This window comes from Mesorhizobium sp. AA22, assembly GCF_001672375.2.
In the GTDB taxonomy this organism is placed as follows: domain Bacteria; phylum Pseudomonadota; class Alphaproteobacteria; order Rhizobiales; family Rhizobiaceae; genus Mesorhizobium; species Mesorhizobium wenxiniae.
The window spans coordinates 4,384,159-4,402,703 of record NZ_CP048406.1; the positions used below are offsets into that span (position 1 = coordinate 4,384,159).

20 protein-coding genes and 1 pseudogene are annotated in these 18,545 nt (G+C 62.5%); 4 read left to right on the forward strand and 17 right to left on the reverse strand.

Annotated features, from left to right (window positions below; genetic code table 11):
• Positions 1 to 104 precede the first annotated feature (104 nt).
• The 14 genes and pseudogenes from A9K68_RS21235 to A9K68_RS21295 form a co-directional block, all read right to left on the reverse strand.
• The gene (locus A9K68_RS21235) at positions 105 to 1,016 is read right to left on the reverse strand and encodes an ABC transporter substrate-binding protein (RefSeq protein ID WP_065008055.1); all 912 of its coding nucleotides are present in this window, start codon (positions 1,014 to 1,016) and stop codon (positions 105 to 107) included.
• Positions 1,017 to 1,294: 278 nt separating this feature from the next.
• Positions 1,295 to 2,515, reverse strand: a complete 1,221-nt coding sequence (locus A9K68_RS21240) for an MFS transporter (RefSeq protein WP_065008054.1) — start codon at positions 2,513 to 2,515, stop codon at positions 1,295 to 1,297.
• Positions 2,512 to 3,012: a transcription antitermination factor NusB gene (gene nusB / locus A9K68_RS21245; RefSeq protein WP_065008053.1), complete on the reverse strand. Its 501-nt coding sequence runs from the start codon at positions 3,010 to 3,012 to the stop codon at positions 2,512 to 2,514. The genes A9K68_RS21240 and nusB overlap by 4 nt, the downstream gene beginning before the upstream one ends.
• Positions 3,009 to 3,503 (reverse strand): 6,7-dimethyl-8-ribityllumazine synthase, encoded by a 495-nt coding sequence (gene ribH / locus A9K68_RS21250; protein ID WP_065008052.1) that lies wholly within the window; start codon positions 3,501 to 3,503, stop codon positions 3,009 to 3,011. The genes nusB and ribH overlap by 4 nt, the downstream gene beginning before the upstream one ends.
• 88 nt (positions 3,504 to 3,591) lie before the next feature.
• Positions 3,592 to 3,720 (reverse strand): annotated as a pseudogene (locus tag A9K68_RS31840) (CopG family transcriptional regulator); the annotation flags it as partial.
• Between the two features lie 35 nt (positions 3,721 to 3,755).
• Positions 3,756 to 4,373, reverse strand: a complete 618-nt coding sequence (locus tag A9K68_RS21255; RefSeq protein WP_065008051.1) for a riboflavin synthase — start codon at positions 4,371 to 4,373, stop codon at positions 3,756 to 3,758.
• Entirely contained in the window at positions 4,373 to 5,503 is a 1,131-nt protein-coding gene (gene ribD, locus A9K68_RS21260; protein ID WP_065008050.1) for a bifunctional diaminohydroxyphosphoribosylaminopyrimidine deaminase/5-amino-6-(5-phosphoribosylamino)uracil reductase RibD, read from the reverse strand. Before ribD ends, A9K68_RS21255 begins: the two co-directional genes overlap by 1 nt.
• A gap of 2 nt (positions 5,504 to 5,505) precedes the next feature.
• The gene (gene nrdR, locus A9K68_RS21265) at positions 5,506 to 5,982 is read right to left on the reverse strand and encodes a transcriptional regulator NrdR (protein WP_065008049.1); all 477 of its coding nucleotides are present in this window, start codon (positions 5,980 to 5,982) and stop codon (positions 5,506 to 5,508) included.
• Between the two features lie 148 nt (positions 5,983 to 6,130).
• Positions 6,131 to 6,718 carry a hypothetical protein gene (locus A9K68_RS21270; protein ID WP_156768303.1) on the reverse strand — a complete coding sequence of 196 codons (588 nt, stop codon included), beginning with the start codon at positions 6,716 to 6,718 and terminating at the stop codon, positions 6,131 to 6,133.
• A gap of 82 nt (positions 6,719 to 6,800) precedes the next feature.
• Positions 6,801 to 8,114: a serine hydroxymethyltransferase gene (gene glyA / locus A9K68_RS21275; protein ID WP_065008048.1), complete on the reverse strand. Its 1,314-nt coding sequence runs from the start codon at positions 8,112 to 8,114 to the stop codon at positions 6,801 to 6,803.
• Between the two features lie 364 nt (positions 8,115 to 8,478).
• Complete coding sequence (locus tag A9K68_RS21280) at positions 8,479 to 9,732, reverse strand: L,D-transpeptidase family protein (RefSeq protein ID WP_065008046.1); 1,254 nt, start codon at positions 9,730 to 9,732, stop codon at positions 8,479 to 8,481.
• A 328-nt stretch (positions 9,733 to 10,060) separates the two neighbouring features.
• Positions 10,061 to 10,576 carry a winged helix DNA-binding protein gene (locus tag A9K68_RS21285; RefSeq protein WP_027154640.1) on the reverse strand — a complete coding sequence of 172 codons (516 nt, stop codon included), beginning with the start codon at positions 10,574 to 10,576 and terminating at the stop codon, positions 10,061 to 10,063.
• A gap of 255 nt (positions 10,577 to 10,831) precedes the next feature.
• Positions 10,832 to 11,254, reverse strand: coding sequence for a DUF6163 family protein (locus tag A9K68_RS21290; RefSeq protein WP_065008045.1), 423 nt, complete (start codon positions 11,252 to 11,254; stop codon positions 10,832 to 10,834).
• A complete protein-coding gene (locus tag A9K68_RS21295; protein ID WP_065008044.1) occupies positions 11,251 to 12,294 on the reverse strand; it encodes an enoyl-CoA hydratase/isomerase family protein in 1,044 nt (347 codons plus the stop codon). Before A9K68_RS21295 ends, A9K68_RS21290 begins: the two co-directional genes overlap by 4 nt.
• Before the next feature lie 207 nt (positions 12,295 to 12,501).
• On the opposite strand from A9K68_RS21295, the gene hemB reads away from it, so the two are divergent.
• Positions 12,502 to 13,533: a porphobilinogen synthase gene (gene hemB / locus A9K68_RS21300; RefSeq protein WP_065008043.1), complete on the forward strand. Its 1,032-nt coding sequence runs from the start codon at positions 12,502 to 12,504 to the stop codon at positions 13,531 to 13,533.
• A gap of 218 nt (positions 13,534 to 13,751) precedes the next feature.
• Positions 13,752 to 14,396 (forward strand): dihydrofolate reductase family protein, encoded by a 645-nt coding sequence (locus A9K68_RS21305; protein ID WP_065008042.1) that lies wholly within the window; start codon positions 13,752 to 13,754, stop codon positions 14,394 to 14,396.
• 232 nt (positions 14,397 to 14,628) lie between these two features.
• Here A9K68_RS21305 and ppk2 read toward each other — a convergent pair whose 3' ends face one another.
• Positions 14,629 to 15,549 carry a polyphosphate kinase 2 gene (ppk2, locus tag A9K68_RS21310; protein ID WP_065008041.1) on the reverse strand — a complete coding sequence of 307 codons (921 nt, stop codon included), beginning with the start codon at positions 15,547 to 15,549 and terminating at the stop codon, positions 14,629 to 14,631.
• A 259-nt stretch (positions 15,550 to 15,808) separates the two neighbouring features.
• Between ppk2 and A9K68_RS21315 the strand changes: the two genes are divergently transcribed.
• The gene (locus A9K68_RS21315) at positions 15,809 to 16,852 is read left to right on the forward strand and encodes an aldo/keto reductase (protein ID WP_065008040.1); all 1,044 of its coding nucleotides are present in this window, start codon (positions 15,809 to 15,811) and stop codon (positions 16,850 to 16,852) included.
• 12 nt (positions 16,853 to 16,864) lie between these two features.
• Here the strand turns inward: A9K68_RS21315 and A9K68_RS21320 are convergent, their stop codons facing one another.
• Positions 16,865 to 17,857 carry a glycosyl transferase family 90 gene (locus A9K68_RS21320; protein ID WP_348640692.1) on the reverse strand — a complete coding sequence of 331 codons (993 nt, stop codon included), beginning with the start codon at positions 17,855 to 17,857 and terminating at the stop codon, positions 16,865 to 16,867.
• A 201-nt stretch (positions 17,858 to 18,058) separates the two neighbouring features.
• Here A9K68_RS21320 and A9K68_RS31380 point away from each other — a divergent pair, with 201 nt between their 5' ends.
• Complete coding sequence (locus A9K68_RS31380; protein WP_023798419.1) at positions 18,059 to 18,217, forward strand: hypothetical protein; 159 nt, start codon at positions 18,059 to 18,061, stop codon at positions 18,215 to 18,217.
• A 55-nt stretch (positions 18,218 to 18,272) separates the two neighbouring features.
• Here the strand turns inward: A9K68_RS31380 and A9K68_RS21325 are convergent, their stop codons facing one another.
• The gene (locus A9K68_RS21325; protein ID WP_065008039.1) at positions 18,273 to 18,533 is read right to left on the reverse strand and encodes a DUF982 domain-containing protein; all 261 of its coding nucleotides are present in this window, start codon (positions 18,531 to 18,533) and stop codon (positions 18,273 to 18,275) included.
• Positions 18,534 to 18,545 lie beyond the last annotated feature (12 nt).

Sequence of the window (18,545 nt, forward strand, 5' to 3'; positions counted from 1 at the left end):
AGGTGGCGAAAGCCGTCGCGACATCTGATCTCCCCCCTTGAGGGGGAGATGGCCGGCAGGCCAGAGGGGGTCGCCGCGCACCGATGTCACGATTCAGGAACGGCCTACTTCAAGAACCCGTTCTTCTTCAAAAAGTCTTCGGCGACGCCCTTGACCGGCTCGCCGCCGACCTGCACGCGGCCGTTCAGTTCCTGCAGGGTGACGAGGTCAAGCTTGGCGAAGACCGGCTTCAGCAGCGTCTCGATCTCGGGATGTTCCTTCAGCACCGCCTCGCGGATGATCGGAGCCGGCTGGTAGACCGGCTGCACGCCCTTGTCGTCATCGAGCACGACCAGGCCGGACGGCGCGATGCCGCCATCGGTGCCGTAGACCATGGCGGCATTGGCGCGGTTGGTCTGGTTCGCCGCAGCGGCGATGGTCGCCGCCGTATCGCCGCCGGACAGCGTGATCAGCTGGTCCGGCTTAAGCGTGAAGCCATAGGTGGTCTGGAAGGCCGGCAGCGCGGCAGCCGAATTGACGAACTCGGCCGAGGCCGCCAGCACGACCTGGCCGCCGCCGGAGACATATTTGCCGAAGTCGGACAGCGTCGCCAGCTTGTTGGTCTCGGCGACATCCTTGCGCAGCGCTATCGCCCAGGTGTTGTTGGCCGGCGACGGCGACAGCCAGACGATCTTGTTGGCGTCGTAGTCGAGCTTCTTGGCCATTTCATAGCCCTTGGCGGCATCCTTCCACACGGGGTCGTCGGCCTTTTCAAAGAAGAAGGCGGCATTGCCGGTGTATTCCGGGTAGATGTCGATCTCGCCGGCGGTGATCGCCTTGCGCACCACAGGAGTGCCGCCGAGTTGGATGCGGTCGGTGGTCTGGATGTTGTTGGCGTTCAGCACCTGCTGGATGATGTTGCCGAGCACGCCGCCTTCGGTGTCGATCTTCGACGACACGACCACCTGAGCGCTCGCCGAGGCTGCGGTGATGCCAAGCGCCAGTGCCGCGCCGGCCAGAACCTTGACAGAAAACATTTCACAAATCCCTTGCTGAGAACCGGACTACGGCTGCCGCATATGAGCATGGCTTCAATGCCCCGTCGGGGTACACGGTTTCATAAGAAAGGGGATGGGGGCAATAATTTTGTTCGGATGCGGGTGAATCCGCTGCAGCCTGATCCCGACAGCGTCATGTCACTACAGCGCCGCGCGTCCGTTTGAACGCGCAAAGGACGCTGTAGCACTTTTGATTTTGCGCATGATCCCCAGCGAAATCGATTCCGATTTCGCCGAAGCGAACCTTCGGTTCGGGGTCATGCGCCGGTCGGCCGCGCTCTCGTCATCTTCAGCACGCCCAGCGCCATGAAGCACAGCACCGTCACCGGGAAGATGATCCAGTTCAGCATCTCCCAGCCCCAGGCATTGTAGACGGCGCCCGACATCAGAGAGGCGAAAGCGACGGAGCCGAACAGGACGAAGTCGTGAAAACCCTGAACCTTGCCCTTTTCGGATGGCCGGTAGCTGTCGGCGACCATGGCGGTGGCGCCGATGAAACCGAAATTCCAGCCGAGGCCGAGCAGGATCAGCGCCGTCCAGAACTGCCACAGTGCCAGGCCCGACAGCGCCACCACGGCGCAGCCGATCAGCAACACAAGTCCGGTTGCGACGATCCGTTCGGCGCCGAAGCGATAGATCAGCGAGCCGGTGAAGAAACTCGGCGCGAACATCGCCATGACATGCCAGGAAATACCAAGCGTGGCGTCGTCCGTCGACAGGCCGCAGCCGACCATGGCGAGCGGTGCGCCGGTCATGACGAAGCTCATCAGCGCATAACTGCCGACGGCACAGAACAGCGCTGCCACGAAGCGCGGCCTGCTCACGATCTCCGAGAGCGGCCGTGCGTCGCTGTCGGTGATATCCGCTTTGCCGGCTGCCTTGGCCGGGATGCGCAGGAGCGACAGGACGGCAGCGCCGACCGCCGCCAACACCAGGATCGACGCGAACGAGCCGGCAAACATCACCGGGGCAAACAGTTCGCGGGTGAAGATAACGATCTGCGGCCCAAGGATGGCGGTGACGATGCCGCCGGCCAGCACGAAGGAGATGGCGCGCGCCTTGAATTCAGACGGCGCGTTGTCGGCGGCGGCGAAGCGGAATTGCTGGACGAAGGCACCGCCGATGCCGATCACCAGCAGGCCGAAGGCGAACAGCCAAAAGCTGGCCTGGAACAGCGCCAGCGTGGCGATCAGACCACCGAGCGCAGTGACGATCGTGCCAGTCATGAAGCCGTCACGCTGGCCGAGCCGGCGGATGATGGCGGCGGCCGGCAGGGCGCCGAGCGCCACGCCGACGTTGAAGCCGGTGATCGGTGCGGTCGCCAGCGACTTGTCGGAGCCGAGCAGATAATGTCCGGCCAACCCACCCACGGAAATGGCGATGGGTGCGGCCGAACCGATGATCGCCTGCGAAGCGGCAAGGATAAGCGCCGTGCGGCGTGCTTCCCTGCCAGCCTCGGCGATAGCGGCAGCCGTCATGAAGCGTCCTTGCCGCGCCCCTCGCCGCGCACCCGGCGCGACACGCGATCAAGCACCGCGTTGACCAGCTTCGGCTCGTCTTCTTCGTAAAACGCCTTGGCGATATCGACATATTCCGAAACGATGACAGCCACCGGCACGTCCTCTCGCTTCATCAGTTCGTAGACGCCGGCGCGCAATATGGCGCGCAGCGTCGAATCGAGCCTGGACAACGGCCAGTCCTCGGTCAGCGCCTGGCGGATGATCGGATCGATGGTCTTCTGGTTCTCGACGACGCCGACGAGTATGGCGCGGAACCATTGTGCGTCGGCCTCGCGATAGAGCGCGCCGTCGACTTCCTTGCCGAGCCTGAACGCCTCGTATTCGGCGGTGATCTCGAAGACGCCGCTGCCGGCCACATCCATCTGGTAGAGCGCCTGCACGGCGGCCAGACGGGCAGCACCGCGCTTGTTGGCGTGGCGCACCGCGGGCTGGCCGGGTGATGCGGGTTCGCTCACGATCGCTCTCCCAACTGTTGCTTGAGGGCAATCATAGTCAGCGCCGCACGCGCCGCAAAGCCGCCCTTGTCGCCTTCCGAACGCCTGGCCCGCGTCCAGGCCTGCTCGTCGTTTTCGGTGGTCAGGATGCCGTTGCCAATGCAGACCGCTTCCTGCACGGACAGGTCCATCAGGGCACGGCTGGATTCATTGGCGACGATGTCGAAATGATAGGTATCACCGCGCACGACGGTGCCGAGGGCGACAAAACCATCATAGCTTGGCCCGCCTTCGGCGGCGCCGTCGAGCGCGAAGGAAATCACTGCGGGAATTTCGAGTGAGCCCGGAACGGTGACGAGATCGTATGTAGCGCCCGCTTCCTCGAGCGCGCTTGTCGCGCCTTCGAGCAGCGCATCGGCAAGATCGTCATGGAAGCGTGCCTCGATGATAAGAAGGTGGGCCTTCTTCTTCGGGCGAATGAACGCTTTGCCGTGTTGGGATGTGCCAGCCATAGATGTCTCCGGGATCGCCGGTGACTTAGGCCGAAGCCGGTTTGATCGCAAGCAGAAGATTGGTGGAGATGCGGGAGGTCTGCCGAAACTATTTTATTTCCCGGCGCGGCGTCTGACGCGGATTCCTGGGATCAAGGCTCAAAGCCCAAGCCTGCACGACCTGGTGGTCAATCACATTACCGGCGTCAACATCAGCTAACGCTTCGCGCGTCAGTTGCTCTTCCTGTCTGGAAGTCCTTCTGCCCTCAATCATCAAAGCCCCACTTTCGCGGCCTCGGCCAATCGCGCCGCGTAGCGAGCCATGGTGTCGATCTCAAGGTTGACCCGGTCGCCGACCTGGCGTTCGCCCCAGGTGGTCACCGTCAGCGAGTGATGGATCAGAAGCACGTCGAAGCGCGTGCCCTCAACCTTGTTGACGGTGAGCGAGGTACCGTCGAGCGCGACCGAACCCTTGGGCGCGATAAATTTGGCCAGGTCGCGCGGCGCTTCCAGCGTGAAGCGCACAGCATCGCCCTCGTCCTTGCGTTCGATGATCTCGGCCGTGCCGTCGACATGGCCTGAAACGATGTGGCCACCAAGCTCGTCGCCGATCTTCAGCGCCCGCTCCAGATTGATTCTCGTGCCGGATTTCCAGCCCATGGCCGTAGTCAGCCTGAGCGCCTCTTCCCAGGCCTCGACCTCGAACCAGCGCGCATTGGCGCCGCTTTCCGGCAAGGCCGTCACCGTCAGGCAGACGCCGCCACAACAAATCGAAGCACCGATGGCGATGGTCTGCGGGTCATAGGCGGTGTCGATGCGCAGGCCGACGCCCTCTCTCAGCGGCTTCACCGCAGCGACGGTGCCGACATCGGTGACAATCCCGGTAAACATCAGATGTCCCTTATCCACTCCGCGTAGCTGTCTTCGCCGAAACGCATGTCGCGCAATTTGCGAAATCCTGCCGGGATATGGTTGGCGTCGATGGGCGATACAATGCCGCTCCTGCCGATCGGCTCCTGCCCCTGGAACAGCACGATGCGGTCGACCAGCCCTTCGGCGAGGAAGGCCTTGGCCACCTTGGCGCCGCCCTCGACCAGCACGCTCGCCATCCCAAGCGCCGCCAGATCCTCGAGCAGTTCCGGCAACGCTATATCGCCTTCATACGTCTCGGTGCCGATGAAGCGCACTCCGGCGCGTTCGAGTGCGGCCCGCCGGTATGGGTCGGCTTCGGCGCAGGCGGCGACATAGAGCGGAACCCGGTCGACGCCGGCGACCAGCTTCGATGTTTCCGGCAGCCTGATCTGGCGGTCGAGCACGATGCGCGCCGGCGAACGGTTTTCCAGCCCCGGCAACCGCACCGTCAGCGCCGGATCGTCCTCCAGCGCCGTGCCGATGCCGATCAATATGCCGTCGGCTTCGGCCCGCATCAGGTAGACTTCGCGCCGGGCGATGTCGCCGGTGATCGAGACTTGCCCCTCGCCTTCCATGCCGATCTTGCCGTCGCTGGAAAGCGCAAATTTCAGGATCACTTCCGGACGTTTTTTCAGAGATCGAATGAGATAGCCGGCCATCTGCTCGGCGGCTTCTGCCGCGAGCACCCTTTCGACAACCTCGACACCGGCGGCACGCAGGATCGCATAGCCCTTGCCGGACACGCGTGGATCGGGGTCGCTCACAGCCCCAACCACCCGCGTGACGCCGGCATTGAGCAGTGCATTGGCGCAAGGCGGCGTGCGGCCATGGTGGGCGCAGGGCTCCAGCGTGACATAGGCGGTGGCGCCGCGTGCGAGCTCGCCGGCCTCGGCCAGCGCCTCGGTCTCAGCATGCGGCCGGCCGCCGACAGCGGTGACACCGGTGCCGACGATCATCGGTCCGCTGCCGTCGTCACGCACGATCAGCGTGCCGACGGAAGGGTTGGTCGCGGTCCGCCCGGCATTTTTGCGCGACAGCCTGAGTGCTGCCGCCATGAAGCGGCGATCAAGACCCTCTTGTTCGGCTTGGCTGCGCCCGGGCCCTGCCATGCTCAGCCGGCGTCCTCTTCCTTGAGCTCGTCACCTTTGAGCTCACCCAGCACCTCGTGAAAATCCTTGGCCTCGCGGAAATTGCGGTAGACCGAGGCAAAGCGCACATAGGCGACGTCGTCGAGCGATTTCAGCGCCTCCATCACCAGGCGGCCGACCTCGCCCGAGGCGACCTCGGTCTCGCCCGAACTTTCGAGCTGGCGCACGATGCCGGTCACCGCGCGGTCGATGCGCTCGGGATCGACATTGCGCTTGCGCACCGCGATCTCGACCGAGCGCAGCAGCTTGTCGCGGTCGAACGGCACCTTGCGTCCGGACTTCTTCACCACCACGAGGTCGCGCAACTGCACACGCTCGAAGGTGGTGAAGCGGCCGCCGCAATCGGGGCAGACGCGCCGCCTGCGGATCGCCGCGCCGTCTTCGGCGGGGCGCGAATCCTTCACCTGCGTATCTTCGGACTGGCAGTAGGGACAGCGCATGGACAGCCTTATGTTCGCGATTCTTGTGGAGCGAAAGGCTTAGAGGTTTTTGCCGCGATGGCAAAGTATCGGGGTGGTCTCTCGCCCCTCAGAGATAGCGAGGCGCGAGGAAAATTGCCAGATCATACCAGACGGCAACACCGGCCGATTACGGCGCGACGTCGACGGTTGGGAATCCACATGACACGCCGAGGCTGCGATAGGCCTTGGTGAAGCCGTCCATCGATACCGTCGCGACCGGTGTGTCGGCGAAGATCACATCGAGTGCGCTGGCGCGGCGCATGGCACGCAGCAGCGCCAGGCTGATCTCGGGCTTGTTTTTCAACATCCATTTTCCGCCGGCACCGGCCATGGCATCGACGGTCGCCTTTACCTTGCCGTTGCTGTCGCCGAACACCGCCGGAATGTTCTCGCCAGTCGGCAAGTCCTTGTTCTTCATGGCGATGACAAGGGTTGGATAGCCATCGGGCGGCAGTGCATCACCATTCGAGATGGCGAGCGTGAGGGTGCCGCTGGCACCGCTCGCGTCGAGAAAGGCGGTCGAGGCGACACAGGTCCTGCGCAGATCCTCACCGGTATCGATCTCGTCCACAGTGGTGGACCACTTGCCGAAGGTTTCGGTCTTCGGTGCGGCTGGGGTGGGCGCAGACTGTGCCAAAGCGGACAGCGGCAAGGTGGTCAGTGTCGCCAACACGCCAAGCGCGGCAAAGCCAGCGACACGGAAAATCTGCATCATCGTCAAGGCTCCTGTCCGGACTCCGTTCCCACTGAAACAGTGCTTTTCGTCCGGCTGATAAGGGACGACACTTTGCGTGAGCTCAACCGAGATAGGGATAGAGCGGAAAACGATCCGTCAGCGCGGCCACCTTCGCCTTCACCGCTGCCTCGACGGCTGCATTGCCTTCGTCGGAATTCGCGGCCTTGAGCCCGTCCAGTACCTCGGCGATCAGCTTGCCGATCTCGCGGAACTCGGCCTGGCCGAAACCGCGCGTGGTGCCGGCCGGCGTGCCGAGCCGCACGCCCGAGGTGACGAACGGCTTTTCGGGATCGAAAGGGATGCCGTTCTTGTTGCAGGTGATGTTGGCGCGGCCAAGCGCTGCCTCGGCGCGTTTGCCGGTGGCGTTCTTCGGGCGCAAGTCGACCAGCATCAGATGGTTGTCGGTGCCGCCGGAGACGATGTCGAGACCGGTCGCCTGCAGGCTGGAGGCAAGCGCCTTGGCATTGGCGGCAACGCTCTCGGCGTAGAGTTTGAAGCTTGGCTTCAGCGCTTCGCCGAAGGCCACCGCCTTGGCGGCGATGACATGCATCAGCGGGCCACCCTGCAGGCCCGGAAACACGGCCGAATTCATCTTCTTGGCGATATCCTCGTCGTTGCACAGGATCATGCCGCCACGCGGGCCGCGCAGCGACTTGTGCGTGGTGGTGGTCACCACATGGGCATAGGGCAGCGGTGACGGATGCACGCCACCGGCGACCAGGCCGGCAATATGAGCCATGTCGACCATCAGATAGGCGCCGATCGAGTCGGCGATCTCGCGAAAGCGCTTCCAGTCCCAGACGCGCGAATAGGCGGTGCCGCCGGCCAGGATCAGCTTCGGCTTGGTCTCGTGGGCGGTCTTCTCGATCGCATCCATGTCGAGCAGATGATCGTCCCTGCGCACGCCGTAGGAAACTACCTTGAACCATTTGCCGCTCATATTGACCGGCGAGCCATGGGTCAGATGCCCGCCCGAGTTCAGGTCGAGACCCATGAAGGTATCACCGGGCTGCAGCAGCGCCAGGAACACTGCCTGGTTCATCTGGCTGCCGGAATTCGGTTGGACGTTGGCGAAGTTACAGCCGAACAGCTTTTTCGCACGCTCGATGGCTAGTTCCTCGGCCACGTCGACGAACTGGCAGCCGCCATAGTAGCGCTTGCCCGGATAGCCCTCGGCGTATTTGTTGGTCATGATCGACCCCTGCGCTTCCAGCACGGCGCGGGAGACAATGTTTTCCGATGCGATCAGCTCGATCTCGTGGCGCTGGCGGCCGAGTTCGTTGCGGATCGCGCCGAAAATCTCCGGGTCGGCATCGGCAAGCGTGGTTTCGAAGAAGGATTCGAATTTGTTCGACACTGCCGCTGCTGTTGCCATCCTTGAGATCCTTGTTGTCCGGGGGTCTGCCGCGCCATTAACACAGTTGATTTCGCCCCGCCACGTTTGCGGCGCGAAATTTGCTGGTCGGATTGCGGCAGCCAGGTCAAAGAGCCACCTATTTTCTTGCCTGCCGGCCGTTCAGCAACGCCTCGGTGAGCGTGATCTCGGTCAGCAGCGCCTGCTTCGTATGGTCGTTGATCTCACGGCTGCGAAACATGGCGAGCACCGCGCCTTGGCCGCGTGGCGACTTGCATGGCTCTGTACCGAACGGCGCTTTCCGGACCCGGCGCGAAACGCGCCCTCCAGCCGGATACAAAAGGCCGCCCTCACCGGCGGCCTTTCAGCAAAAAAGATCAGTCGCTTAGAGCGCAGAGGTGATTTGCAGCTCGTTGGCTCCGTCGAGCCCGTAGATGTCGTCGCGGAACTGCACGACGCCAGGCCCCGTCGACCAGGCCGAGATGTAAAGGAAATAGACCGGCACCGGATTGGTGACCTGCACCGGGATGTTCTCGCCGCTCTTGATCGCCGACTCGAAATACTGGCGGTTCCAGCCCGGCGTGTCGCGCAGGATCCAGGTGACGAGGTCGCGCACGTTCTGGACGCGCACGCAGCCCGAGGAATCGAAGCGCATCATCTTGCCGAACAGGCTCTGCTGCGGCGTGTCGTGCATGTAGACGCCGTCCGGGCTCGGGAAATTGATCTTGACCGAGGCCATCGCGTTGCCGGCACCCGGATCCTGACGGAAGCGGTATTTCTCCGCGTCGTCGGTCGACCAGTCGACGGTCAGTGGATCGACCTCGCTGCCATCCGGTGCGAACAGGCGGATCTTGCTATCCTTGAGGTAGTTGGGGTCCTTCCGCATCAGCGGAATGATATCCTTGCGCACGATCGATACCGGCGCGTTCCAGTAGGGATTGACGATGATCTCGTTGATCTTGGAATCGACGATCGGCGTCTGGCGGTCGATCTTGCCGACAACGGCGGTGTGGCGCAGCACGACGCGGTCGTTCTCGACCGCCTCGATCTGGGCGCCCGGGATGTCGACCAACACATAACGGTTGCCCAGCGTGCCGGCGCGTTCGTTCAGCCGCTGCAGATTGGTCTGCAGTTGGCCAAGCCGGACCTGCGCCGAAACATTCATCGCCGCATAGGTATATTGGCCTAGGGTCCCGTCGGAAGGCAGGCCATGGCGCGCCTGGAAGCGTTTGACCGCCGCATCGACATAGGAATCGAAGGCCTCTGACAGGCCGGCGCTCTGCGCCAGGTCGCCCGAAATCATCAAGCGCCTGCGCAATGGCACCACGTCGGGGTCGACAACACCGAGCTGCAATTTCTTGGTATCCGGGACCGGCTCCCAGCCGCCCTGCGCGACAATGTTCTGATACTGCGCTATCGCCTGCTCGGTGTACGCAACGGTCTGCAGGCTGACGATCGGCAGCGTCGAGGCCACCTTGCCGCCCTGGCTGGCGCGGGCGTCGAACTGGTCGTTCCAGTTGCCGCGGCCTGAAGATTTCAGGATATCCGCGATCACGTCCTGCGCGCTGGCACCACCGGCAAGCATCGTCGCGGCCAACGCGGAGGCTCCGGAAAGGAAGAAACGGCGACTGGTTCTCATGTACGCTCCAGACATTCCTGTAACAATTTCACCGGGCGATGCCGCCCGCACTCTAGGGTTGGCATTGTTAACAATTCGCCAACCATGACCCCTATCACTTCGCGAGAGCGCGCCGGGGGCGACGCGCGTTCAGGGAGACGCCGGCTTTCGCCGCAACATCACCCGCAACCTCGCTTTCACCGGGAATATGGCGGCAACGTGGCCCTGACCGTGATTTGGATCGGCCGGTATCACGAAACGGAAAGACCGATGCTTTTCGGCACCGGTCCTTGATTGGCTGTCCCCGACCGCGCTTCTATGGCGCGGCTCCCGATCTCGATGCGGCGCCTTACATCCGATACGCAATCGTGTCGTTCCAGAACCGATCCAGCCGCTGCAGGGCGCGGTTCATCTGCTTGAATTCTTCCGTGTTGATGCCGCCGACCTGCTCGATCGAGCCGACATGGCGCTCGTAGAGGCCGGCGACGACTTCCGCCACCTCACTGCCCTTCGGCGTCAGCGAAACCCGCACCGAACGGCGGTCGATACGCGAGCGCTGGTGGTTGATGAAGCCGAGATCAACCAGCTTCTTCAGATTGTAGGAGACGTTCGAGCCGAGATAGTAGCCGCGCGAGCGCAGTTCGCCGGCGGTCAGCTCCGAATTGCCGATGTTGAAGAGCAGCAGCGCCTGGATGGCGTTGATGTCGGAACGGCCGTTGCGGTCGAATTCGTCCTTGATCACGTCAAGCAGACGGCGGTGCAGCCGCTCCACCAGCTGCAGCGATTCCATGTACAGCGAACGGATTGCCTCGCGGCGGTCATCGGATACGTTGGCGGTCTTCGCCGCCGGACGGGAATTGATCATTGTCTTTGCCTCTCGTTTGTCGCCTGGTGATTTTTTGTTTTTCACCTTGATCGCGACACTATCGAATACTCATAAAATTCGACTTAAACGCTAGGGCTAACAAGAGCTTACCGGTAAGAGGTTTCGAAAGAGGCTTAACGAAGGGTCACCCGAACAAGGATGATTAACCTAAAGATTTAGCCAATGATTCCGGGCGAAATTTGCGCGTCCAATGGGACGCGCGGCGCTATTCTTGTTGAGTGTCGGTCCGATGCTCTATTGGCGGCTCTGGCGCTTCTGCATCCAGATCACCACGCGAAAGACGATGTAGAGCAGCGCCACCGCCGCATGCGAGGCGAGGATCAGCGGCCGGTGGCCGAAGAACTCGGGAAAGCCGGCATACATGACGATCTCGGTCGCCGCGCAGATGAACCAGATCACCGGCCCCCAGGAGGCCAGCATCCACAGACCGGCGGCGGCGAAGGGGAAGAAGACGGCGAGCATCACCGACGCCACCTGCCAATGCACCGGCATCAGGTCGAAGCGCCACAACGAGCCGGGATAGAAGCCGATCAGCCGGATCCAGTACAAAATCCCGAACAACAGGCAGTAGCCCGATATGACGCGCTGGAACCAGGCGAAGATGACCTCGACCGTCGAGGGCTGGAGCACGACGCGTCTCGACGTGACGTCGCTCACAGCTCGAGTTCCCGTTCGCCAAGCGGAGCAAAATAGGCATCGACCTCGGCAGCACTGACGTCGTCGATGCCTGCCGGCCGCCATTGCGGCGTCGAGCCCTTGTCGATGATGGCAGCGCGGATGCCTTCGTAGAAATCGTGGCCGGCTAGCATGCGGTTGAGGATGCGGAATTCCATCCGCATGCACTCGTCCATCGATAGCGTCAGCCCGGCGTTGATCTCGCGCCAGGCGACATGCAGACCGGTCGGCGAGCGGGTGCGGATCGTCGCCAGGGTCTTTGCCGCGAACGCATCGGCTGGTGCGGCGCGCTCCAGGCTGCTGATGACGTCACCCAGCGACGTTTGCGCGAAATGCCGGACGATCGCTTCCAGCGTCCGACTGTCAGTCTCGCGGCGGGCCGGGACGGAAAAGCCGCGCAGCGCCGATTCCGGGTCGCCGGTCGCGACCAGCCGGTCGAGAAAACCGGCCTGGTCCTGCGCCTTGATCGTATGCGTCGCCAGGCCCGACCACAAAGCGTCGCCATAGCGGATGCGGTTTCCGGTCAGGGCCAGATACATGCCGAAACTGCCGCCAAGGTTCGGCAGGAGATGACTGGCGCCGACATCCGGGAAAAAGCCGATGCCGACTTCCGGCATGGCGAATTGGGCGTTTTCGGTTAGCACCCGATGCGAACCGTGGAACGAGATGCCGACGCCGCCGCCCATGACGATGCCGTCGATCAGGGCGACATAGGGTTTTTTGAACCGCGCGATGCGGGCGTTCAGCCGGTATTCGTCGGCGAAGAAATCGACCGGCGGCTTTCCCGCCCGGCCGGCCTCGTAGATGTGGAGGATGTCGCCGCCGGCCGAAAACGCCCTGCCCTCGGCCTTGACGGCGACGACGTCGACGCCGTCGTCCCGCTCCCAGGCGCGCAGCGCCTTGTCGAGCGCCTTGACCATGCGGTGGGTGACGGCATTGAGCGCTTGCGGCCGCGTCAGCGTGACGATGCGGGCCCTGTCCAATCGTTCGAAGCGGATCTCGTCGCTGCCGCCAAAATCCATCGCCTGACATTCCCTCCCCTGCGCCGCCGGGACTGAAGTGCTAAAGCGTGGCGCATGGGTGCGTCAACGCCAAGGTCAATCCTGTCCTGTAACGGTCAGCCGGATTTGGCATACCGATATCCAGGTAATGCCAGCCTGGCACAATCGTGGCGCATTGGTAAGCGGCGGAAGCTCGTGGTAAAAGCTGCCGATCCCGGAGTTTTCGCGATGAACAAATTCACCCCAGCAAAGCCTGCCGGCGCGCGCAGCGTCGACGAGATCACCGGCAGCCGCCGTTTGCGCCGCATGCGCAAGGCCGACTGGTCGCGCCGCCTCGTCCAGGAGAACCGGCTCTCCGTCGACGACCTGATCTGGCCGATCTTCGTCGTCGATGGGAAGAATATCCGCGAACCGATCGCCGCCATGCCCGGCGTCTTCCGCCTGTCGCTCGACCTTGCCGTCAAGGAGGCCGAGCGCGCGGCAAAGCTCGGCATTCCGGCGATCGCCACCTTCCCGAATGTCGCGCTCGGCCTGCGCGACCAGACCGGCTCGCATATCCTCGATCCGGAAAACATCATCAACCGCGCCACGCGCGCCATCAAACACGCGGTGCCAGAGATCGGCATCATCACCGACGCAGCGCTCGATCCCTTCACCTCGCACGGCCACGACGGCATCTTGCGCGACGGCATCATCGTCAACGACCAGACCGTGGAGCAGGTCACTGCGGCTGCCGTCATCCAGGCGGCGGCCGGCGCCGATATCATTGCCCCTTCCGACATGATGGACGGCCGCATCGGCGCCATCCGCGACGCGCTCGACGCCAATGGTTTTCAGGATGTGGCGATCATGTCCTACGCGACGAAATTCGCCTCCGCTTTCTACGGGCCCTATCGCGAGGCGGTCGGCACCGCCGGCCTGCTCAAGGGCGACAAGAAGACCTACTATCTCGACCACGCCAATTCCGACGAGGCCGTGCGCGAGGCCGAGCAGGACCTCGCCGAGGGCGCCGACATGCTGATGGTCAAGCCCGGCCTGCCCTATCTCGACATCATCCGCAGGCTGAAGGACGAATTCCGGATGCCGACCTTCGCCTATCAGGTGTCGGGCGAATATTCGATGATCAAGGCGGCTGCCGCCAATGGCTGGATCGACGGCGACAAGGCGATGTTGGAATCGCTGCTAGCCTTCAAGCGCGCCGGCTGCGACGGCATCCTCACCTATTTTGCGCCCGAAGTGGCGGCGATGCTGGAGGGGTAGCATCCCCTTCAGCCGAACATGGGTTCGCGGCGCGAACAATAGCCGGCGATCCGCTTCGACATACAGGACAATTTCAGTTTCCGGCCGGTGAAACGCAGCGAGAGTCGCCTGGCCCTTCGCTTTCGCCTTGCCGTGTTCCAAACACCGCTTGCAAATCGCAATCAGTTAAGCTACCAATAACTGATTGCATAACGCAACTGGTTATCGAGGAGGCTCTCATGTCCAAACTTCGCGTCAACGCTTTCACCCTGTCGATCGACGGCTTCGGCGCCGGTCCTGACCAGGATCTCAGCAATCCTCTCGGTGTCGGCGGAGAAGATCTGCACAAATGGATGGTCGGCACCCGCACATTTCGTCAGATGGTTGGCAAGGAGGGCGGCACCATGGATACCGACGAGGCGTTCACCGTGCGCAGCTTCGAAAATGTCGGCGCCTGGATCCTGGGCCGCAACATGTTCGGCCCGATCCGCGGCGAATGGCCTGACGAGAACTGGAAAGGCTGGTGGGGCGACAATCCACCATACCACGTACCGGTCTTTGTGCTGACCCACCATCCACGCGACCCTATTGTGATGGAAGGCGGCACGACTTTCCATTTCGTCACCGACGGCATCCACTCGGCGCTGGAACAGGCGAAGGCGGCGGCCGGCGGCAAGGATGTTCGGGTCGGCGGCGGCGTCGCCACCATCCGGCAATATCTGCAGGAGAAGCTGATTGACGAGATGCACCTGGCGGTGTCGCCGCTGCTGCTCGGCAATGGTGAGAACCTTTTTGCCGGCCTCGACATGCTCAAGCTCGGCTATCAGTGCACCGAACAGGTGGCGACGCCGCTTGCCACGCACGTCATCATCAAGCGGGCTTAGCGGCACTTCTGCAACGTTGGTGATTGGCGAAAGCCCATTTCTCCCCGTCACTATACGGGGAGAAATGCGCGGCAGTGCAAAGAGGGGCGGCGCGATCGATCGAAGATTGCGTCAGAATGAGCTTGGCCCACGCAGTAACTTGGCCGGGTTCAACTGCCGAGGTCGGCGCCGCCCCTCATCCGCCGGCCGGCACCTTCTCCCGGTATACTGACGGGGAGAAGGGAACCCTGCCTCAATACTTCTCCGGTACATACAGCTCGCGCGGCAGCACCTGGCGCTCGTATTCGGGATTGAAGACGCGGTCGGGCAGCGTGATCTCTTCGTGCGGCACTTCTTCATAAGGCATCTGCTTGAGGAGATGATCGATGCAGTTCAGCCGCGCCCGCTTCTTGTCGTTGCCTTCGACGATGAACCAGGGGGCTTCGGGAATGTTGGTGCGGGCGAACGTCTCTTCCTTGGCCTTGGTGTACTGCTCCCAGCGCACGCGCGACTGCAAGTCCATCGGCGACAGCTTCCACTGCTTCATCGGATCATGGATGCGCATCTGGAAACGCATCTGCTGCTCCTCGTCGGTGATGGAAAACCAGTATTTGACCAGCGTGATGCCGGAGCGGACGAGCATGCGCTCGAACTCCGGCACGTCGCGAAAAAACTCCTCGACCTGATCCGGTTCGGCAAATCCCATCACCCTTTCGACGCCGGAGCGGTTGTACCAGGAACGGTCGAACAGCACGATCTCGCCGCCTGCCGGCAGATGCGGGACGTAGCGCTGAAAATACCATTGCGACTTTTCGCGTTCGGTCGGCGCCGGCAAGGCTACGACGCGGCAGATGCGCGGATTGAGCCGCTGGGTGATGCGCTTGATGACGCCGCCCTTGCCGGCCGAATCGCGGCCCTCGAAAACCACGACCAGCTTCTTCTTGTGATATGCCACCCAGGACTGCAGCTTGATCAATTCGGATTGCAGCGTGATCAGGTCGCGAAAATATTGCTGGCGATCCATCGAGGGCGGATGCGCTTTCTTGTAGATCTTGGCGATCTCCAGCGACAGCGCCGGTTCCGACATTTCCAGCTCGTAATCTTCGTCAAGCGTGTCGGCGAGCTCCGCCTCCAGCCAGTCCTTGGCAGGAGAATTCTGTTTTGCTTCGGTCATTTATGCTGCTCCGCGTGCGAGCCCCTGTCGGCGTCCGGCGTGCCGGCCAAGATCGAAGACCTTGAGCCGACTTGCATACAGGCCGGCAATGACGGTTTTATTGCAGCCGGCCTGTGTGCCGGTCGCGCAAATCCGTGGAATGTGATCGATCAGCCTCCATGGCATGCACGACAAGCGGCTCGAATTGTCCTACAAATGCCAGGCTCCCCTCGGGCGGCCTTCGAAGCAGCCCTTCTCAACGCAATTGCGAGGATCTGACATGGAATACCGCACTCTCGGCCGTTCCGGGCTGAAGGTTTCGACGCTGACCATGGGCACCATGACCTTTGGCGGCGCCGGCGCATTTTCGGCGGTCGGCAAGACCGATCTCGACGAGGCGCGCCGGATGATCGACCTCTGCATAGATTCTGGCATCAATCTCATCGACACCGCCAATGTCTATTCGAACGGGCTTTCGGAAGAGATCATCGGCGAAGCGCTCGGCGGCAAACGCAAGGGCGATGTGCTGATCGCCTCCAAGGCGCGGATGCGGATCGGCACGGGCCCCAACGACGAAGGGCTGTCGCGCTATCATCTGATCCGCGAGTGCGAGAAGAGCCTGAAGCGCCTCAGGACCGACGTCATCGACATCTATTTCCTGCATGAATGGGACGGCACGACGCCGCTCGAGGAGACCATCGCCGCGCTCGACACGCTCGTCAGCCAGGGTAAGGTCCGCTATGTCGGCTGTTCCAACTATTCCGGCTGGCAAGTGATGAAGGCGCTGGGGATCAGCGACCGCCAGCACCAGCCGCGCTTCGTCACCCAGCAGATCCACTACACGCTGGAAGCACGCGAAGCCGAATATGAACTGCTGCCGATCTCGGTCGACCAGGGGCTCGGCGTGTTGGTGTGGAGCCCGCTCGCCGGTGGACTGTTGTCCGGCAAATACCACCGCGACCAGGCCACCTCCCGCCAGCTCAGCGGCTGGACGGAACCGCCGATCCGTGATGAGGACCGGCTGTGGCGGATCGTCGATGTGCTTGCCTATATCGGCAAGAGCCATGGCGTCTCGGCAGCGCAGGTGGCGCTTGCTTGGCTGCTCGGCCGGCCGGCCGTCAGCTCGCTGGTGATCGGCGGACGGACCGAAGCGCAGTTCAAGGACAATATCGCCGCTGCAAGCCTGGTGCTGACCAGCGATGAGCGCGCACGCCTGGACGCTGTGAGCCGCCCACCCGTTCTGTATCCCTACTGGCACCAGCAATTCACGGCAAAGGACCGGTTTGGTCCGGCCGATCTGGTTCTTGACCGGGAAGATATCTGACAACGGTCCTGATCAGGTCGAAGGTCGCCGCGGGTTAGCCTGAGATAAAACGCCAGACCTCGGGATCAGGCTCGATCTGGCCGCTGAGCACGAAGTACTTGTAGAGCACGAGCAAGCAGATCGCTGCTCGGCCCGTTCGTCGGCGAACTTGCGGCAATAGGCGTTGGCGGCGGCAACGACACGCTCGGCCTCAGTCGGATGACGTTCGAGATATTGCACCCGCTCGGCAAGATCCGTGAAATCAGGTTCGAGCGGCACATAGTGAACATCGGCCACGAGTTCGCTTTCGGCGAACCATGTCTCATATGTCGGCGGCGGCATCAGGCACAGCGAATTCGAACTCATGATCCATTTTAGGTTGGTCGCCACATCGTTGCCTTCGAGCGAAATGATATAGCGACAGCGCCGCTGCTGATCGATGCTCAGATAAGATTTGCGATATTCCGGCGCTGCCGTCGGTTTGGGCGTGCCGACATCGCAAAAGGGCAGATCGCGCGCGGCCTCCAGAAGCAAGGTCCTTATCGGGTTGTTGAGCTCGCCGCGCCACACCGCAACCGGAAGCTTGTCCGCGAAGGCTACATCGTCGGCGGGCATGTGGAAGTGGCGGAACTTGTTGAGCTTGAAGAGGACCCCGTTCCTGTTGTCGCAGGCGATCGGCCGATCCTTGACGATCGACGGCATCGCAGGCACTTCAATGACGTCGCCGAATTCGAAGTCGATGCGCAAATCGGGATCGAAGTAGCGGGCAAATTCCTTCAGATCGTAGTAATACATGCTCCGGCCTCTCGGCAGCCGGCTGACCGGCACGGCGCCGGCGCTCGGCGCGAAAGGGTCCTGCAACCTATTGTAATAATCGAGACGCGCGCGGACCGATCCATCCGAAAGCCTGGCCTGATCGAGCAGCCCGGCGAGCCTGCGGCGGAACAGCGCCTGCGGTGCAACATCGCGTACGGCATTGCGCGCATAGTAGAATAGCTTCTGTACGTTTCTTTGTAGGGTGGCCATCGGTCACTTGATAAAAAGTCGGCTTGTGATTTGCCCCCGGGCCCCTCCTACACCATTGTGCCGACCTTCTTGCAAGCCACAGAACCGTGTTCAGCTAGCCTGCCGGCTGTGTATGGAGCCGATCGCTCTTTGCGGTGTTGTGTTTGGAGCCCAATGCTCCTAGGCAGGGCTAAGAACCTTGGGATTGTGAAAGGAAGAGATATGGCGCGAGCACCGAATTACGGCCAGGAACGCAAGGAACGCGACCGGCAGAAGGCCGCCAAGAAGGCGGAAAAGCAGGCGGCCAAGGTGGCAGCCAAGGAACGTTCGAAACCCGAAGACGAGACCACGTCCGAGACCGAAACGGAAACGGCAGAGTAAAACGCATCCGGCCCGCGAGGCGGATCGGATTTGGCCTAGGAATCCCGCTGCGTCTTCAGGCCGGCGCCTTGTCGCTGACGAACACGTTCACCTCGCGCGCCGCGGCGATGAAGGCGCGCCTTGCGGTCATCGCCGGTTTGTCGCCGGCCAGCGCATCATGGCAGGCCTGCAGCGCTTCGCGATGCTTTGGACTGCGCTTGCCGGGCCAGCTGTTGAGGAGGTAATCGGAAGCCTGGCGGACGGTACGCAAGAGCTGAGTGGTTCCCTCCGCGCCCGACTTGACGGTCACGGGTGTTTCAAATCGGTTGTTTTCCATCGCCGCTCTTAC

What these genes read in the sequence shown, in the direction of transcription:
- A9K68_RS31380 (WP_023798419.1), top strand. Translation starts at nt 18,059, where the DNA reads ATGGCGCGAGCACCGAATTACGGCCAGGAACGCAAGGAACGCGACCGG.
- nrdR (WP_065008049.1), bottom strand. Translation starts at nt 5,982, where the DNA reads ATGCGCTGTCCCTACTGCCAGTCCGAAGATACGCAGGTGAAGGATTCG.
- A9K68_RS21325 (WP_065008039.1), bottom strand. Translation starts at nt 18,533, where the DNA reads ATGGAAAACAACCGATTTGAAACACCCGTGACCGTCAAGTCGGGCGCG.
- A9K68_RS21235 (WP_065008055.1), bottom strand. Translation starts at nt 1,016, where the DNA reads ATGTTTTCTGTCAAGGTTCTGGCCGGCGCGGCACTGGCGCTTGGCATC.
- hemB (WP_065008043.1), top strand. Translation starts at nt 12,502, where the DNA reads ATGAACAAATTCACCCCAGCAAAGCCTGCCGGCGCGCGCAGCGTCGAC.
- A9K68_RS21315 (WP_065008040.1), top strand. Translation starts at nt 15,809, where the DNA reads ATGGAATACCGCACTCTCGGCCGTTCCGGGCTGAAGGTTTCGACGCTG.
- ribH (WP_065008052.1), bottom strand. Translation starts at nt 3,503, where the DNA reads ATGGCTGGCACATCCCAACACGGCAAAGCGTTCATTCGCCCGAAGAAG.
- glyA (WP_065008048.1), bottom strand. Translation starts at nt 8,114, where the DNA reads ATGGCAACAGCAGCGGCAGTGTCGAACAAATTCGAATCCTTCTTCGAA.
- A9K68_RS21320 (WP_348640692.1), bottom strand. Translation starts at nt 17,857, where the DNA reads ATGGCCACCCTACAAAGAAACGTACAGAAGCTATTCTACTATGCGCGC.
- A9K68_RS21305 (WP_065008042.1), top strand. Translation starts at nt 13,752, where the DNA reads ATGTCCAAACTTCGCGTCAACGCTTTCACCCTGTCGATCGACGGCTTC.
- A9K68_RS21255 (WP_065008051.1), bottom strand. Translation starts at nt 4,373, where the DNA reads ATGTTTACCGGGATTGTCACCGATGTCGGCACCGTCGCTGCGGTGAAG.
- ribD (WP_065008050.1), bottom strand. Translation starts at nt 5,503, where the DNA reads ATGGCAGGGCCCGGGCGCAGCCAAGCCGAACAAGAGGGTCTTGATCGC.
- A9K68_RS21280 (WP_065008046.1), bottom strand. Translation starts at nt 9,732, where the DNA reads ATGAGAACCAGTCGCCGTTTCTTCCTTTCCGGAGCCTCCGCGTTGGCC.
- ppk2 (WP_065008041.1), bottom strand. Translation starts at nt 15,549, where the DNA reads ATGACCGAAGCAAAACAGAATTCTCCTGCCAAGGACTGGCTGGAGGCG.
- A9K68_RS21270 (WP_156768303.1), bottom strand. Translation starts at nt 6,718, where the DNA reads ATGATGCAGATTTTCCGTGTCGCTGGCTTTGCCGCGCTTGGCGTGTTG.
- A9K68_RS21285 (WP_027154640.1), bottom strand. Translation starts at nt 10,576, where the DNA reads ATGATCAATTCCCGTCCGGCGGCGAAGACCGCCAACGTATCCGATGAC.
- A9K68_RS21240 (WP_065008054.1), bottom strand. Translation starts at nt 2,515, where the DNA reads ATGACGGCTGCCGCTATCGCCGAGGCTGGCAGGGAAGCACGCCGCACG.
- A9K68_RS21295 (WP_065008044.1), bottom strand. Translation starts at nt 12,294, where the DNA reads ATGGATTTTGGCGGCAGCGACGAGATCCGCTTCGAACGATTGGACAGG.